Below are 16,541 nucleotides of genomic sequence, written 5' to 3'. Positions count from 1 at the left end.
CTCGGCAACATCAAACCGGAGGACATGTCATGGCTGTCGAAGGCATCGGCGCGCGCGTGCTGCGCAAAGAAGACAAGAGGTTCGTCACCGGACGGGGCCGCTACACCGACGATATCGTGCCGAAGGACACGACCTACGCGATCTTCGTGCGTTCGCCCCACGCCCACGCCCGCATCCGTGGGATCGATGCGAGCGAGGCGCTGGCGATGCCGGGCGTGGTCGCGGTGCTGACGGGCGCGGATCTCGCCGCCGACAAGATCGGCGGGCTCATCTGCGGCTGGATGATCCACTCGAAGGACGGCACTCCGATGCGGGCCGGCGCCCATCCGGCGATCGCGGCCGATACGGTGCGCTATGTCGGCGATGCGGTCGCCATGGTGATTGCCGACACCCGCGACATCGCCCGCGACGCCGCCGAGAAGGTGGCGGTGGATTACGAGGAGCTGGCGGCGGTCGTCGAGCCGGCCCATGCGCAGGACGAGGGCGCGCCGCAGGTCCATGCCGAGGCGCCGCGCAACACCATCTTCTCGTGGGAGCTCGGCGAGGCCGCCTCGACCGACGCCGCGCTCGCCCGCGCCGCCCACATCGTCGAGCTCGACGTGGTGAACAGCCGCCTCGTCCCGAACGCGATGGAGCCGCGCGCGGCGGTCGGCGTGTACGACCCGGCCGAGGAGCACTATACCCTCTACAACACGAGCCAGAACCCGCACGTCGCCCGGCTCGTGCTCTCCGCCTTCGTCGGTATCGCCCCGGAGAACAAGCTCCGGGTGGTGGCGCCGGATGTCGGCGGCGGCTTCGGCTCCAAGATCTTCATTTATCCGGAAGAGACCGCCTGCCTCTGGGCCTCGAAGCGGATCGGCGGCCGGCCGGTGAAATGGACGTCCGATCGCACCGAGGCGTTCCTGACCGACGCCCATGGCCGCGATCACGTCACCAAGGCGAAGCTCGCCTTCGATGCCGATCACCGCATCATCGGCTTCAAGGTCAAGACGATCGCCAATCTCGGCGCCTACATGTCGACCTTCTCGTCGGCGATCCCGACCTATCTCTACGCGACACTGCTCTCGGGCCAATATGCCATGCCCGCGATCCACGCCGAGGTCGACGCGGTCTATACCCACACCACCCCGGTCGACGCCTATCGCGGCGCGGGGCGGCCCGAAGCCACCTATCTCATCGAGCGGTTGATGGAGACGGCGGCGCGCGAGTTCGGCATCGACCCGGCCGAGCTTCGGCGGAAGAACTTCGTCCGGTCGTTCCCGCACCAGACGCCGGTCATCATGTGCTACGACGCCGGCGACTACGACGCGACGCTCGATGCGGCGCTCGCCGCCGCCGATTATGCCGGCTTCCCGGCGCGGCGGGCGGCGGCGGCGGCGCGCGGCCGCAAGCGTGGCATCGGCCTCTCCTGCTACATCGAGGCGTGCGGCATCGCGCCGTCCCAGGCGGTCGGCTCCCTCGGCGCCGGCGTCGGGCTCTGGGAATCGGCCGAGGTTCGCGTCAATCCGGTCGGCACCATCGAGGTTCTGACCGGCTCCCACAGCCACGGCCAGGGCCACGAGACGACCTTCGCCCAGCTCGTCCACGAGCGGCTCGGCGTGCCGATTTCGTCGGTCTCGATCGTCCACGGCGACACCGACAAGGTGCAGTTCGGCATGGGTACCTACGGCTCGCGCTCCGGCGCGGTCGGCATGAGCGCCATCTCCCGCGCCCTCGACAAGGTGGAGGCCAAGGGCAAGAAGATCGCCGCCCATGTTCTCGAGGCGTCGGAGGGCGACATCGTCGTCGAGGGCGGCGCCTTCAAGGTCGCCGGCACCGACCGCGAGCTGAAGTTCCACGAGGTCGCGCTCGCCGCCTATACCGGCCACAATCTGCCGGCCGGCATGGAGCCCGGGCTCAAGGAGAGCGCCTTCTATGATCCGACGAACTTCACGTTCCCCGCGGGCACCTATGTCTGCGAGGTGGAGATCGATCCCGATACCGGCATCGTCGAGATCGTCCAGTTCGTCGCGGCGGACGATTTCGGCAAGATCATCAATCCGATGATCGTCGAAGGGCAGGTCCACGGCGGGCTCGCCCAGGGCATCGGCCAGGCGCTGTTCGAGGGCGCGCGCTACGATGCCGAGAGCGGGCAGATCCTGACCGCCTCCTTCATGGACTACCAGATGCCGCGGGCGGGCGACCTGCCGTCGTTCACGGTGATGACGACCGAGACCATCTGCCCGAGCAATCCGCTCGGCATGAAGGGCTGCGGCGAGGCCGGCTGCATCGGCTCGACGCCGGCCGTCATCAACGCGATCACCGATGCGCTCGGCATCCGCGAGATCACCATGCCCGCCACCCCTGCGGTGGTGTGGGAGGCGATCCAGGCGACCGCGCCGCGGCTCGCGGCGGAATGACATTCGAAAGGCGGCCGCCGGCGCACCGCGCCGGCGGATTTCACCCGGACGTCTTTTGAGGGAATGCCTTCCATGTATTCGACGACCTATCACCGCCCGCAGACTCTCGCCGAGGCCGCCGCGCTCGCGACCGGCGAGAGCGAGGCGAAGCTCCTCTCGGGCGGGATGACGCTGATCCCGACCATGAAGCAGCGTCTCGCCGCCCCCGAACATCTGATCGACATCGGCCGGCTCGCCGAGCTCAAGGGCATCACGGCGACGGCCGAGACGGTGACCATCGGCGCGGCGACCACCCACGCGGAGGTCGCGGCTTCGACGAGCGTCGGCGGCGCGATCCCCGCGCTCTCCTATCTCGCCTCGCAGATCGGCGATCCCGCCGTGCGCCACCGCGGCACCCTCGGCGGTTCGGTCGCCAACAACGACCCCGCCGCGGATTATCCGGCCGCGGTGCTGGCACTCGACGCCACGATCACGACGGATCGGCGCATCATCCCGGCGGACGATTATTTCGTCGGGATGTTCGAGACCGCCCTCGACGAGGGCGAGATCATCCGCGCCATCTCGTTCAAGGTCCCGGACAAGGCGGGGTACCGCAAGTTCCGCCATCCGGCGTCGCGCTATGCGATGTGCGGCGTGTTCGTCGCCCGCTTCGGGGGCGGGTCCGCGTCGCGGTCACCGGAGCAGGGGAGGGCGGCGTCTTTCGCGTTCCCGAGATGGAAGCGGCGCTCGCCCACGCGTGGTCGCCGGAGGCGCTCGCCGGCATCACCGTCTCCGCGGACGGCCTGATGGCCGACATGCACGGCTCCGCCGCCTACCGGGCCAATCTCGTCTCCGTGATGGCGAAGCGGGCGGTCGAAGCGGCGGGGTAGCGCCGCGCGCGACCTATTTGATCTTCGTCTCGGCCGGCGAGGGGCCTCTCGCCGGCGTGCGGCGGCCGGACGAGGAGCTCCGGCCCCGCTTGGGTGCCGGCGGCTTGGTGGCCGAACCATCGACGACCTCTGACGTCTCCGCGGCGATCGGCACCGCGTGCCGTCCCGTGCAGGCCGTCGCGCGGCGCAAGGTCGGGCAGACGGTCGGGTCCGTGTCGAGGTCGGCAAATAGCGGCACGCTGTCGGCGGCGATTTCCGGTGGTCCGTCGCAGGTCCGCGGCCCGGCGGCGCGCGGGGGAGGCGTGGCTTCGCCCCGGAAGCTCGCAAACAGGCGGTCGAGGCAACCTGTGCCGATGCGGCAGATATCGTAGGCCTCGGGCTGCTTGAGCCACTCGTAGAGTTGGCCCATCATGAAGCTGCGGAGCATCCACACCGCCGCTTCGGGCGTCCAAGCCGGCGAAAGCCGCCCGCCGTCGCGGGCGCGCCGGAAAGCCTCAAGCAAGTGTGACCACAATTCGCGATTGGATTCCTCGAGGCGCCGTAGCGCTTCGCTCATCTCGTCGACATATTCGCATCGCTGCATCAGGATGGACATCACGCGTACCTTGCGTGAGTCACCGGCGAGTTCCCGCAGCGTGTCGAGCGTCGATTGTTCGATTGCACCCAGGGGATCGGGATGGCGCCCGTCGGCCGCCATGGCTAGCAGGTCTTCCGCCGGCGTGCAGATCCGCTCCTGGAGCGCGCACAGCACGTCGAGCTTGTTGCGGAAGTGCCAATAGACGGCGCCGCGGGTCACCCCCGCCGCTTTCGCGATGTCGTCCAGGGAGGTGCGGGAGACGCCCCTTTCGTGGAACAGGTGCTCCGCCGCATCGAGCAGGTCGGCACGGGTCTGTTCGGCTGCTGCCTTCGTCCGGCGGACCATCGTTTCCTGACCGATTGATCTTTACATACACCTCTGTATGTATAAATAGCTACGCTGAAGCGTCGCGTCGAGCCCCGTCCCTCCCGAACGTGCTCCCGGCGCCTTCCCTGACGCTCAAGCTAGGCAGAGGCGCCTGGCGCGGTCTCTTCGAGGCAGATTCCATGACGGCACGCAAGTTCTCCGCACGTCCCGCGGTCGCGATGGCGATCGTTGCCGGCTTGGCGCTGGCCGGGTGCCTGGAAGGCGGTCAGGCTCAGGCTCAGGCGCAGCACGCCCCGCCGCCACCGACCGTCACCGTCCAGTCCATGGAGGCGAAGGACGTGCCGCTCGTCTACGATTATCCCGGTCGGCTCGTCGCCTACCGCGAGGTCGAGGTGCGCGCCCGGGTCGAGGGTATCCTGCTCGAAAAGGACTTCGTCGAGGGCTCGATCGTGAAGAAGGGCGAGGTGCTCTTCCGCATCGATCCGGTGACGTTCGAGGCGGACGTCGCGCGGGCGAAGGCGCAATTGCAGCGCGCCCAGGCGACGCTCGTGCAGGCGAAGGGCGATCAGGAGCGTGCCGTGCAGCTCTTCGAGCGCAAGGTCGGCACCGAGAAGGCGCGTGACGACGCGGTGGCCGCCGTGGCGATCGGCGAGGCCGACGTCGCCTCCGCCGAGGCCCAGCTCAAGACCGCCCAGATCAATCTCAGCTACACCACGGTGACGGCGCCGATCAGCGGCGTCACCGCCCAGCGCGCCCTCGCCGAGGGCAGCCTCGTCGGCAGCAGCGCCGCGGACAGCCTCCTCACCCGCATCACGCAGCTCGATCCGATCTATGTGAACTTCTCGTTCACCGACAACGAGGCGACCGAGATCCGCGATCTGATGGAGTCCGGCAAGGTCGTCCTCAACGACGGCGGCAAGCTCAAGGTTCGCATCTCCATGTCGAACGGGAAGGCCTACGATCGCGAAGGCGTCGTGGACTTCACCTCGCGCACCGTCGACACGGCGACCGGCACGGTCCTCGCCCGCGCCGAATTCCCGAACCCCGACAACCGTTTGCTGCCGGGCCAGTTCGTCCGCGCGGCGATCTCGGGCATCACGTTGAAGAACACGATCGTGGTCCCGCAGGCCGCGGTGATGCAGGGGCCGCAGGGCACGTTCGTCTATGTGGTCGGCGGCGACAACATCGCCCAGGTGAAGCCGGTCGATCTCGGGCGTGAGGTCGGTCAGGGCTGGGTGGTGCGCTCCGGTCTTGCGCCGGGCGACCGGGTCATCACCGAAGGCGTCATCAAGGTGCGGCCGGGCAGCCCGGTCACCGTGGCGACCGCGCAGGCCGTCGAGGCGTCCGCCGCGCCCGCGGCGGGGGCCAAGTCGACCACGGCGAACTGAGCCGGAAAGAACGCTGCCATGGGTTCACGCTTCTTCATCGACCGGCCCGTATTCGCGGCCGTCATATCGATCGTCATCGTCCTCGCGGGCCTCGGAGCCATGCGGTCGCTGCCGATCGCGCAATATCCCGACATCGTGCCGCCGCAGGTGGTGGTCTCGACCACCTATCCGGGCGCCAGTCCGGAGACCGTCGCCGCCACCGTCGCCGCGCCGCTCGAGCAGCAGATCAACGGCGTCGACAACATGATCTACATGGAGTCGACCAGCCTCTCGAACGGTCAGATGACGCTGACCGTCACCTTCAAGATCGGCACCGACCCCGATCAGGCGACGATCAACGTCAACAACCGCGTGCAGCGCACGCTTTCGACCCTGCCGGCCGAGGTGCAGCAGCAAGGCGTCAAGGTCGACAAGCGCTCGAGCTCGATCCTCGAGGTCGTGACGATGTCGTCGCCCGACGGCTCGCGGGATCCGATCTATCTGTCGAACTACGCGCTCCTCAACGTCATCGATGAGTTGAAGCGCACGCCGGGCGTCGGCGACGCCTCGCTGTTCGGCTCGAAGGATTATTCGATGCGCGTCTGGCTGCGGCCGGACAAGCTCGCGCAATACAATCTCACTCCGGGCGATGTCGCTGCCTCGATCCGCGAGCAGAACGCCCAGTTCGCCGCCGGCCGCTTCAACGAAGAGCCGACCGCGAGCGACCGGGCCTACACCTATACCGTGACGACTTCGGGCCGGCTGCCGGATGCCAAGGCGTTCGAGCAGATCATCCTGCGCGCCGATCAGAACGGCTCGACGCTGCGTCTCAAGGACGTCGCCCGCGTCGAACTCGGCGCCCAGGACTACAATCTGCAGACCACGATCGACGGCAAGGCCGCCATCGCCATGGGCATCTACCTCCAGCCTGGTGCCAACGCGCTCGCCACCACCGAAGGCGTCGCCAAGCGCATGGAGGAGCTCTCCAAGCAGTTCCCCTCGGGCATCACCTACGCGATCCCCTACGACACCACCAAGTTCGTGCGGATCTCGATCGAGGAGGTGGTGAAGACCTTCATCGAGGCGATCATCCTGGTCGTCGCGGTGGTGTTCATCTTCCTCCAGAGCCTGCGCGCGACGCTGATCCCGATCATCGCCGTGCCGGTCTCGATCATCGGCACCTTCGCCGGCATGTACGTGCTCGGCTTCTCGATCAACCTGTTGACGCTATTCGGCCTCGTGCTCGCGATCGGCATCGTCGTCGACGACGCGATCGTGGTGCTCGAGAACGTCGAACGCATCATGTCGACCGAGAAGCTGCCGCCCAAGGCGGCGGCCATCAAGGCGATGCAGGAGGTGACCGGGCCGGTCGTCGCGATCGTGCTCGTGCTCATCGCGGTGTTCGTGCCGGTCGCCTTCATGGGCGGTCTCGCGGGCCAGATGTACAAGCAGTTCGCGGTGACGATCGCCGTCTCCGTGACGATCTCCGGCATCGTCGCGCTGACCCTGACGCCGGCGCTCTGCGCGCTCGTGCTGAAGCCCGGCCATCACCGGCCGATTCTGCCGTTCCGCATCTTCAACCGCGCCTTCGAGGCGGCGACGGTGGGCTACACGGCCGGCGTCCGCTTCCTCGTCAAGCGCTTCCTGATCGGTATCGTCCTGTTCGCGGCGCTGCTCGCGTTCGGCTGGCACATCTCCCAGAAGATTCCCGGCTCGCTGTTGCCGAACGAGGATCAGGGCTACGTCATCACCGCCGCTTTCCTGCCGCCGGCGGCTTCGCTGGAGCGGACCGAGCGGGCGACGGGCGCCTTCGTCGAGCAGGTCATGCACCTGCCGGAGACCGAGCACGTCATCAACCTCGCCGGCTTCGACATTCTGACCTTCGGCCAGAAGCCGAACGCGGGCGTCGCCTTCATTCCCTTGAAGGATTGGAAGGAGCGCGCCGGACCGGGTCAGGATTCTCAATCGCTCGCCTTCCAGCTCATGGGCATGGGCTCGCAGATCCGCGACGCCCTGATCCTCGCCTTCAACCCGCCGCCCATTCAGGGCATGTCGACCACCGGCGGTTTCGAGGTCTACCTCCAGAATCGCACGGGCTCGGATTCCGCCGCGCTCGCCGACGTGACCACCAAATTCCTGGCGGCGGCGGCGAAGCGGCCGGAGCTCGCCGGCCTCAACACCACCTTCAGCGTCGGCGTGCCGCAATATCGCATCGACGTCGATCGCGAGAAGGCGAAGGCGCTCGGGGTGCCGATCTCCTCGATCTTCGAGGCGATGCAGGCGACCTTCGGCAGCCTCTACGTCAACGACTTCACGATGTTCGGGCGGAACTTCCGGGTCAGCCTGCAGGCCGATGCGAGCTTCCGCGAGCGTCCCGAGGATCTGAAGAAGGTATTCGTGCGGGCCGATTCCGGCAGCATGATCCCGATCGACGTGCTCCTCAGCGTGAAGCGGATCATCGGCCCGGACACGGTCACGCGCTTCAACATCTATCCGGCGGCGAAGATCCTCGGCGGTCCGGCCCCCGGCTTCTCGTCCGGACAGGCCATCGACGCGATGACCCAGGTCGCCACGGAGGTGCTGCCGGAGGGCTATCAGCTCGGCTGGATCGGGTCGGCCTATCAGGAGCGTGAGACGAGCGGGTCCGGCAGCCAGGCCTTCCTGTTCGGCATCATCATGGTGTTCCTGATCCTCGCGGCCCAGTACGAGCGCTGGTCGCTGCCGTTCGCGGTCATCCTCGCGGTGCCGTTCGCCTTGGTCGGCGCGCTCACCGCGGTCTATCTCCGCGGGCTCGAGAACGACGTCTACTTCCAGATCGGCCTCGTGACGCTGATCGGCTTGGCGGCGAAAAACGCCATCCTGATCGTCGAGTTCGCGGTCTTGAAGCGGAAGGAAGGGCTGACGGCGGCCGAGGCCGCGCTCGCTGCGGCGCGGCTACGCTTCCGGCCGATCGTGATGACCTCGCTCGCCTTCATCCTCGGCGTGTTGCCGCTCGCCACCTCGACGGGTGCCGGCTCGGCGAGCCGCCACTCGATCGGCACCGGCGTGATCGGCGGCATGCTGGCGGCGACGTTCATCGCGATCTTCTTCATCCCGATGTTCTATCGCCTGATCGCCTGGCGCAATCCGAAGCCGGCCGATGACCACGCCGCCGAGGAGCGCGCCGCGCAGCATCCGGCGCCCGGAGAATAAATCGACCGGGCGCGTCCCTCTCACTGGTCATCCCCGGGCTCGTCCCGGGGACCGAGGGCCGCGAATGGCGGCCCAGGAGGCAGTGATGAGAGGTGCGGGCGCGCTCCACTGCTCGATCAGCCAACCATCCAAACGAAAACGGCGCGCCGGGGATGCCCGGCGCGCCGTTTTTCATATCGGGATCGAAGTACCGCGGAGAGCCGCCGGACGGCGGAACCGTCCGGGGTCTCGAAGGTCGCGGGGCCTCGCCTCGACCGCAGTGGCCTCAGCGGCGGCGCGGCGGCGGGCGGCGCTGCGGCGCGCCCGGGGGCGGGGCGCCGCCGGTCTTGTGGCGGAAGTTGATCCGGCCCTTGTCGAGGTCGTAGGGCGACATCTCGACCGTCACGCGGTCGCCGACCAGGGTCTTGATTCGGTTCTTCTTCATGCGTCCGGCCGCGTAGGCCAGCACCTGATGGTCGTTGTCGAGGGTGACCCGGAAGTGGCCGTCCGGCAGCACCTCGGTCACCACGCCTTCGAACTCGAGTAGTTCTTCTTTGGCCATACAGCCCGTCTCCGTCTTCACGCTTGCGCCGGCTTAGAGCATCTGAAGGAAAAGTTGAATGACTTTTCCGGGATGCGTGCCGGAATGAATGGCATCAGCGGCGGGGGCGACCCGCCGAGCTGTCGCGCTCGCCGCGCCGCGCCGGTTCGGCGAGGAAGCGGACGCCGGCGATATCGCCGCCGCCCTGATCCGCCGACCGTCCGCGGCCGCCGTCGCGGCGTCCGCCGTCACGGCTCGCCCCATCGCGCGCGCCGGTGACGTGACCGCCGGAGCGGCGTCCGCCGCCCTCGTGGTCGCGCCGCGGGGTCGCGCTCCGCTCGCCGCCGTTTGCCGCGCCCGCCGCGCCCTGCGCCTTGCGGGGTGCCTCGCGGCGCCCTTCGGTGCGGGCTTCGTCGCGGCCGCCGGCCCGGTTCGGCCGGGCGTCGGTGTTCGCGGGACGCTCTGCGCCGACGCGGGGGTCGGCGCCGTTGCGGGGCTCGTTGCGCTGGCCGCCCGAAGCGGCACGGCCGTCGCTGCGGCGCTGGCCGTTGTTGTTGCGCCCTGCGCCGTTGCTGCGGCCACCGTCCTGGCGGCCGCCGCCGTTGCGGCCACGGCCACCGCCGCGTGCGTCTTCGCGGCGGTCGCGGTCGTCGGCAACCACCGGACCGGAGCCGGCGAGGGCCGCCGCGGTGGAGGCATAGGCGGTCGCGAGGGCGATCGGCTGGCGCGTCAGCTTCTCGATCTGGCGCAGATAATCGCGCTCGTCGCCGGCGCAGAACGAGATGGCGATGCCCGAAGCGCCGGCGCGCGCGGTGCGCCCGATGCGGTGGACATAGCTCTCGGGAATGTTCGGCAGATCGAAATTGAAGACGTGGCTGACGCCGTCGACGTCGATGCCGCGCGCCGCGATGTCGGTCGCGATCAGGATGCGGGTGCGGCCCTCACGGAAATTGCCGAGCGCGCGTTCCCGCTGACCCTGGGACTTGTTGCCGTGGATCGCCTCGGCGGTGACGCCGGAAGCGGCGAGGTTGCGCACCACCCGGTCGGCACCGTGCTTGGTGCGGGTGAACACGATGGCGCGGTCGATCGGCTCAGCCTTGAGGATCTCGGCGAGCAGGCGGCTCTTCGCCCCCTGGTCGATATAGAGTACGCTCTGCTCGATGCGGTCGGCAGTCTTGGAGACCGGGGTCACCGCGACCTCGATCGGATCGCGCAGCAGGCGGTTGGCGAGGTCGGCGATCTCCTTCGGCATGGTGGCCGAGAAGAACAGGCCCTGACGCTTCTGCGGCAGCTTGGCGATGATGGCGCGGATGGCGTGGATGAAACCGACCTCGAGCATGCGGTCGGCCTCGTCGAGAACGAGCACCTCGATCTCGTCGAACTTGACCGCGCCCTGTTCGTAGAGGTCGATGACGCGGCCCGGCGTGGCGACGAGTACGTCGACGCCCGGCATCAGCGCGCGGGTCTGGCGGCCGATCGGCACGCCGCCGATGGCGAGCGTCACGGTGAACTTCAGGTGGCGGCCGTAGGCCTTGAAGGAATCCTGGATCTGACCGGCGAGTTCGCGGGTCGGGCTCAGGACGAGCACCCGGCAGCCGCGCCGGCCGACCGGCCGGGTGTGCTGGGCGAGATGGTGCAGGATCGGCAGGGCGAACGCAGCGGTCTTGCCGGTTCCGGTCTGGGCGATGCCGAGGAGGTCGCGTCCGGCGAGGACGGGCGGAATAGCGTCCGCCTGGATCGGGGTCGGCGCATCATAGCCTTCTTCGGCGAGCGCCTTGAGGATCGGCTCGGCGAGGCCGAGGTCTTGGAAAGAGGTCAAAGCAAGTCTTTCGGTTGCGCGAACGGAGCGCGCACTGTGGCATCTCGTGCCACGAGCCGACGGCCGATCGCGGGGTCTTTGAGACGCCCCGCGTGATTGGGCAGTCAAAAAATGTGTCTGATGAAGGGTCCGGCTGGCCGACGATGGGAAGACGTCTCGGTCACGCGCCCGGTAAACCCGCTCCGTAGATGGCGGATTTCTGCGAAAAGTCAAGTCGAAATGCCGATCCGCCGCGCCGCAATGATCATGGTGGCACGACGTGCGCCCTGCGCGCCGCGGCGACGTCACGGCATCGCGCACTTTAGAAAAGCCGGAAGGGGGATGCGAAAAGGGCGCCGCTGCTATAGATGAAGGCTCCGCGGCCTCTCGCCGCGTGTGAACGAACAACAAGGACTACGACGATGCCGGCCTACCGTTCCCGGACCACCACCCACGGCCGCAACATGGCGGGTGCGCGGGGCCTGTGGCGTGCCACGGGCATGAAGGATCAGGATTTCGGAAAGCCCATTATCGCCGTCGTAAACTCCTTCACTCAGTTCGTGCCAGGCCACGTCCATCTCAAGGATCTCGGCCAGCTCGTCGCCCGCGAGATCGAAGAGGCGGGCGGCGTCGCCAAGGAATTCAACACCATCGCGGTCGATGACGGCATCGCGATGGGCCACGACGGCATGCTCTATTCGCTGCCCTCGCGCGACCTCATCGCCGACAGCGTCGAGTACATGGTGAACGCCCATTGTGCGGACGCCATGGTCTGCATCTCGAACTGCGACAAGATCACTCCCGGCATGCTGATGGCGGCGCTGCGCATCAACATCCCGGTCGTGTTCGTCTCGGGCGGCCCGATGGAGGCCGGCAAGGTCGTGCTCGGCGGCAAGGAAAAGGCGCTCGATCTCGTCGACGCCATGGTCGCCGCCGCCGACGACCGCGTGTCGGACGAGGACGTGAAGATCATCGAGCGCTCGGCCTGCCCGACCTGCGGTTCGTGCTCGGGCATGTTCACCGCGAACTCGATGAACTGCCTGACCGAGGCCCTTGGCCTGTCGCTGCCGGGCAACGGCACGATCGTCGCCACCCACGCCGATCGCCGTCGCCTGTTCGTCGAAGCGGGACATCTCATCGTCGATCTCGCCCGCCGCTATTACGAGCAGGGCGACGAGAGCGTGCTGCCGCGCTCGATCGCTAGCTTCTCGGCGTTCGAGAACGCGATGACGCTCGACATCGCCATGGGCGGCTCGACCAACACCGTGCTGCATCTGCTCGCCGCCGCCTACGAGGCGGGCGTGCCGTTCACCATGCAGGACATCGACCGGTTGTCGCGCCGGGTGCCGGTGCTCTGCAAGGTCGCGCCCTCGGTGCCGAACGTGCACATGGAAGACGTCCACCGCGCCGGCGGCATCGTCGGCATCCTGGGCGAACTCGACCGCGCCGGCCTCATCAAGACCGACCTGCCGACCGTGCATTCCGAGACCCTGGCGAAGGGCCTCGACCGCTGGGACATCAAGCGGACCAAGAGCGAGAGCGTGGAGACCTTCTTCCGCGCCTCGCCGGGCGGCATCCCGACCCAGGTCGCGTTCAGCCAGGATCGCCGCTACCGCGAGGTCGATGCCGACCGCGAGACCGGTGCGATCCGCGATGCCGCGCATGCCTTCTCCAAGGACGGCGGCCTCGCCGTGCTCTTCGGCAACCTCGCCGAGGACGGCTGCATCGTGAAGACCGCGGGCGTGGACGAGAGCATCCTCACGTTTGCCGGCCCGGCCCGCATCTTCGAGAGCCAGGACGCGGCGGTCGAGGGCATTCTCGGCGGCAAGATCGTGCCGGGCGACATCGTGCTGATCCGCTACGAGGGGCCGCGCGGCGGTCCCGGCATGCAGGAGATGCTCTATCCGACGAGCTACCTGAAGTCGAAGGGCCTCGGCAAGGCGTGCGCGCTCATCACCGACGGCCGCTTCTCGGGCGGCTCTTCGGGCCTGTCGATCGGCCACGTCTCGCCGGAAGCGGCCGAGGGCGGCGCCATCGGCCTCGTCGAGGACGGCGACCGGATCGAGATCGACATCCCGAACCGCTCGATCCGCCTCGCCGTGCCGGACGAGGAGATCGCCCGTCGCCGCGCCGCCATGGAGGCCAAGGGCAAGGCCGCCTGGAAGCCGGCGAAGCCGCGCCCCCGCCAGGTCTCGGCCGCGCTCAAGGCCTATGCGGCGCTCACCACGTCGGCCTCCCGCGGCGCAATCCGCGACGTGAGCCAGATCGGCCAGGATTGACGAGAGCCGGAAGACCGGCGGGACGAGACGGCGCTGCGCCGGCCTTGCTTCCGCCGCGGCTCTCCCCGAAAACAGGACGCCGCCCTTCGCAAGAGGGGCGGCGTTCGCATATCGGGCTCGTGCCGGGGAGGGGCGTCGCGTGAGCGAGGACATTTTCGATTTCGTCATCGCCGGGGCGGGCTCGGCCGGATGCGTCCTCGCCAACCGCCTGTCGGAGGGTGGCCGCTACCGCGTCGCCTTGGTCGAGGGCGGCCGGCGCGATCGCTGGATCTGGTTCCACATCCCGGCCGGCTATCTCTTCGCCATCGGCAATCCCCGCGCCGATTGGATGTTCCGCACCGAGGCGGAGCCGGGCCTCGGCGGCCGCAGTCTCGCTTATCCCCGCGGCAAGGTCATCGGCGGGTCGTCGGCCATCAACGCCATGATCTATATGCGCGGCCAGGCCGGCGATTACGATCACTGGCGCCAACTGGGCCTCGACGGCTGGGGTTGGGACGACGTTCTGCCGATCTTCAAGCGCCACGAGGACCACGTCTTCGGCGCCGGTCCCTTCCACGGGGCGGGTGGCGAGTGGCGGGTCGATCTCCCGCGCATCGAATGGCCGATCCTCGACGCCTTCCGCGCCGCGGCGGCCGAGAGCGGCATCCCCCGCACGCGGGATTTCAACACCGGCGACAATGCGGGCTGCGCCTATTTCCAGGTGAACCAGAAGCGCGGCCGCCGCTGGAGCGCGGCGCGCGGCTTCCTCAAGCCGGCGCTGAAGCGGCCGAACCTGACGGTCATCACCGAAGCGCTCGCCGAGCGGCTGGTGTTCGAGGGCAAGCGGGCGGTCGGGCTCGTCATCCGCCAGGGCGGCGGCACCCGTATTCTCAAGGCGCGCCGCGAGGTCATCCTCGCCGCCGGCGCGGTCGGCTCGCCGGCGATCCTGGAGCGCTCCGGCATCGGCGACGGCGAGCATTTGCAGGCGCTCGGTGTGCCCGTGGTCCACCATGCCCCCGGCGTCGGCGAGAACCTGCAGGACCACCTGCAACTGCGCCTCGTCTACAAGGTGTCCGGCACGGCGACGATGAACACGCTCTATCGCTCGCTCGGGCGGCGGGCGCTGATGGGCCTCGACTATGCTCTGTTCCGCCGCGGTGCCCTCACCATGGCCCCCTCGCAACTCGGCGCCTTCGCGGCCTCCTCGCCGGATTTCGAGCGGCCGAACGTCCAATTCCATGTCCAGCCGCTCTCCCTCGACAAGTTCGGCGACGACCTGCATCCGTTCGACGCCATGACGGTGAGCGTCTGCAATCTGCGCCCCGAGAGCCGCGGCACCATCCACATCGCCTCGCGGGATGCCGCGGCGGCGCCGAAGATCGCGCCGCATTATCTCTCGGCCGAGGCCGACCGCCGCGTCGCGATCGATTCGATCCGGCTCGCCCGCCGCGTCGCCGCCGCCCCGGCGCTCGCCCGCTTCCGGCCGGAGGAATATCGCCCCGGCGCGGCTTTGGAGACCGACGACGAGCTCGCCGAGGCCGCCGGCGCGATCGGCACGACGATCTTCCACCCCGTCGGCACCGCCCGCATGGGCCTGCCGAGCGACCCCGCGGCCGTGACCGACGCGCGCCTCGCCGTCCTGGGCGTCGAGGCGCTGCGGGTGATCGACGCCTCGGTGATGCCGCGCATCACCTCCGGCAACACCAATTCCCCCACCATCATGATCGCCGAGAAGGGGCCGCGATGGTGCTCGCTGACGCCCGTTGAACGGTGAACAGGCATTCAGCGTCCCTCTCAACGAGGCAGCCTTGCCCGTGCTACCGCGCTGGGGCATTCCCGACATGCCGCGTCGCAAATGTTCAACGCCACCGCCGTCTCCGTTCTCGCATTGAACGGCCGATCAATCCCATCATGACAGGGTCCGGGAGGCGTTCTCCCGAGGGCCATGCTCCCGAGGGTTCTTGCGCCGATGCAGAAATTCTCCGTCTTCTCCCTCGCCGCGAAGGCGTTCGGCGGCCATGCCGGCTGGCAGCCGCAATGGCGCACGCCGGAGCCGAAGCCCGCTTATGACGTCGTCATCATCGGTGGCGGCGGGCACGGGCTCGCGACCGCCTATTATCTCGCCAAGGAACACGGCATCCGCAACGTGGCGGTGATCGAGCGCGGCTGGCTCGGCGGCGGCAACACCGGCCGCAACACCACGATCGTCCGCTCGAACTACCTCTTCACCGAGAGCGCCCGGCTCTACGACCACGCGGTGAAGCTGTGGGAGGGCCTGTCGAAGGACCTCAACTACAACACCATGTACTCGCCGCGCGGCGTCATGATGCTCGCCCACACGGTGCACGACGTGCAGAGCTTCAAGCGGCACATTCACGCCAACCGCTTGAACGGCGTCGACAACGAGTGGCTGACGCCGGCGGAGACCAAGGAATTCTGCCCGCCGCTCAACATCTCCAACATGCGCTATCCGATCCTCGGCTCGGCGCTGCAGCGGCGCGGCGGCGTCGCCCGGCATGACGCGGTCGCCTGGGGCTATGCGCGCGGCGCCGATGCGCTCGGCGTCGACATCATCCAGAACTGCGAGGTGACGGCGATCCGCCGCGACGCCTCCGGCGCGGTCGAGGCGGTCGAGACCACCAAGGGCACCATCCGCGCCAAGAAGGTCGGCGTCGTCGCCGCCGGTCACACCAGCGTGGTGATGGCGATGGCCGGCGTGCGGATGCCGCTCGAATCCTACCCGCTCCAGGCTCTCGTCTCGGAGCCGGTGAAGCCCGCCTTCCCCTGCGTGGTGATGTCGAACACCATCCACGCCTATATCAGCCAGTCGGACAAGGGCGAGATGGTGATCGGCGCCGGCACCGACGCCTACACCTCCTATTCGCAGACCGGCGGGCTCCACATCGCGAGCCACACCCTCGACGCCATCTGCGAACTGGTGCCGATGTTCCGGCGGCTGCGCATGCTGCGCAATTGGGGCGGCATCGTCGACGTCACCCCGGACCGCTCGCCGATCCTCGCCAAGACCCCGGTTCCCGGCCTCTACGTCAATTGCGGTTGGGGCACCGGCGGCTTCAAGGCGACGCCGGGCTCCGGCAACGTGTTCGCCTGGACCATCGCCAAGGACGAGCCGCACCCGATCAACGCGCCGTTCTCGCTCGAGCGGTTCCGCGACGGCTTCCTCATCGACGAAGCGGCCGCCGCCGCCGTCGCGCACTGATTGCGAGGCGCACC

At 68.5% G+C, this 16,541-nt stretch carries 8 protein-coding genes and 2 pseudogenes; 7 read left to right on the top strand and 3 right to left on the bottom strand.

The features are described from left to right. Positions 1 to 29 precede the first annotated feature (29 nt). Both F0357_RS03485 and F0357_RS03480 read left to right on the top strand, forming a co-directional pair. Positions 30 to 2,399 (top strand): xanthine dehydrogenase family protein molybdopterin-binding subunit, encoded by a 2,370-nt coding sequence (locus F0357_RS03485; protein ID WP_153478785.1) that lies wholly within the window; start codon positions 30 to 32, stop codon positions 2,397 to 2,399. Positions 2,400 to 2,471: 72 nt separating this feature from the next. Further along, positions 2,472 to 3,268 (top strand): annotated as a pseudogene (locus F0357_RS03480) (FAD binding domain-containing protein). Positions 3,269 to 3,281: 13 nt separating this feature from the next. Here the strand turns inward: F0357_RS03480 and F0357_RS03475 are convergent. After that, a complete protein-coding gene (locus F0357_RS03475; protein ID WP_153478783.1) occupies positions 3,282 to 4,190 on the bottom strand; it encodes a TetR family transcriptional regulator in 909 nt (302 codons plus the stop codon). Between the two features lie 161 nt (positions 4,191 to 4,351). On the opposite strand from F0357_RS03475, the gene F0357_RS03470 reads away from it, so the two are divergent. Then, a complete protein-coding gene (locus F0357_RS03470) occupies positions 4,352 to 5,560 on the top strand; it encodes an efflux RND transporter periplasmic adaptor subunit (protein WP_246161333.1) in 1,209 nt (402 codons plus the stop codon). Positions 5,561 to 5,578: 18 nt separating this feature from the next. Next, entirely contained in the window at positions 5,579 to 8,731 is a 3,153-nt protein-coding gene (locus F0357_RS03465) for an efflux RND transporter permease subunit (protein ID WP_153478781.1), read from the top strand. Positions 8,732 to 8,996: 265 nt separating this feature from the next. On the opposite strand, the gene infA is transcribed toward F0357_RS03465, so the two are convergent. Together infA and F0357_RS03455 are read right to left on the bottom strand one after the other, a co-directional pair. Further along, entirely contained in the window at positions 8,997 to 9,272 is a 276-nt protein-coding gene (gene infA / locus F0357_RS03460) for a translation initiation factor IF-1 (protein WP_153478778.1), read from the bottom strand. A 94-nt stretch (positions 9,273 to 9,366) separates the two neighbouring features. Beyond that, complete coding sequence (locus F0357_RS03455; RefSeq protein ID WP_153478776.1) at positions 9,367 to 11,070, bottom strand: DEAD/DEAH box helicase; 1,704 nt, start codon at positions 11,068 to 11,070, stop codon at positions 9,367 to 9,369. A 401-nt stretch (positions 11,071 to 11,471) separates the two neighbouring features. Here F0357_RS03455 and ilvD point away from each other — a divergent pair, with 401 nt between their 5' ends. The 3 genes and pseudogenes from ilvD to F0357_RS03440 all read left to right on the top strand — a co-directional run bounded on the left by ilvD (position 11,472) and on the right by F0357_RS03440 (position 16,527). Further along, entirely contained in the window at positions 11,472 to 13,328 is a 1,857-nt protein-coding gene (ilvD, locus tag F0357_RS03450; RefSeq protein ID WP_153478774.1) for a dihydroxy-acid dehydratase, read from the top strand. Between the two features lie 139 nt (positions 13,329 to 13,467). Continuing rightward, positions 13,468 to 15,074 (top strand): annotated as a pseudogene (locus tag F0357_RS03445) (GMC family oxidoreductase). Between the two features lie 202 nt (positions 15,075 to 15,276). Then, entirely contained in the window at positions 15,277 to 16,527 is a 1,251-nt protein-coding gene (locus F0357_RS03440; protein ID WP_153478771.1) for a sarcosine oxidase subunit beta family protein, read from the top strand. The last annotated feature ends 14 nt before the right edge of the window (positions 16,528 to 16,541 follow it).

The sequence above is a fragment of the Segnochrobactrum spirostomi genome (assembly GCF_009600605.1).
GTDB lineage: Bacteria > Pseudomonadota > Alphaproteobacteria > Rhizobiales > Segnochrobactraceae > Segnochrobactrum > Segnochrobactrum spirostomi.
Note: the sequence above shows the minus strand (reverse complement) of the source record. Positions and strands in the feature narration are given on the sequence as shown.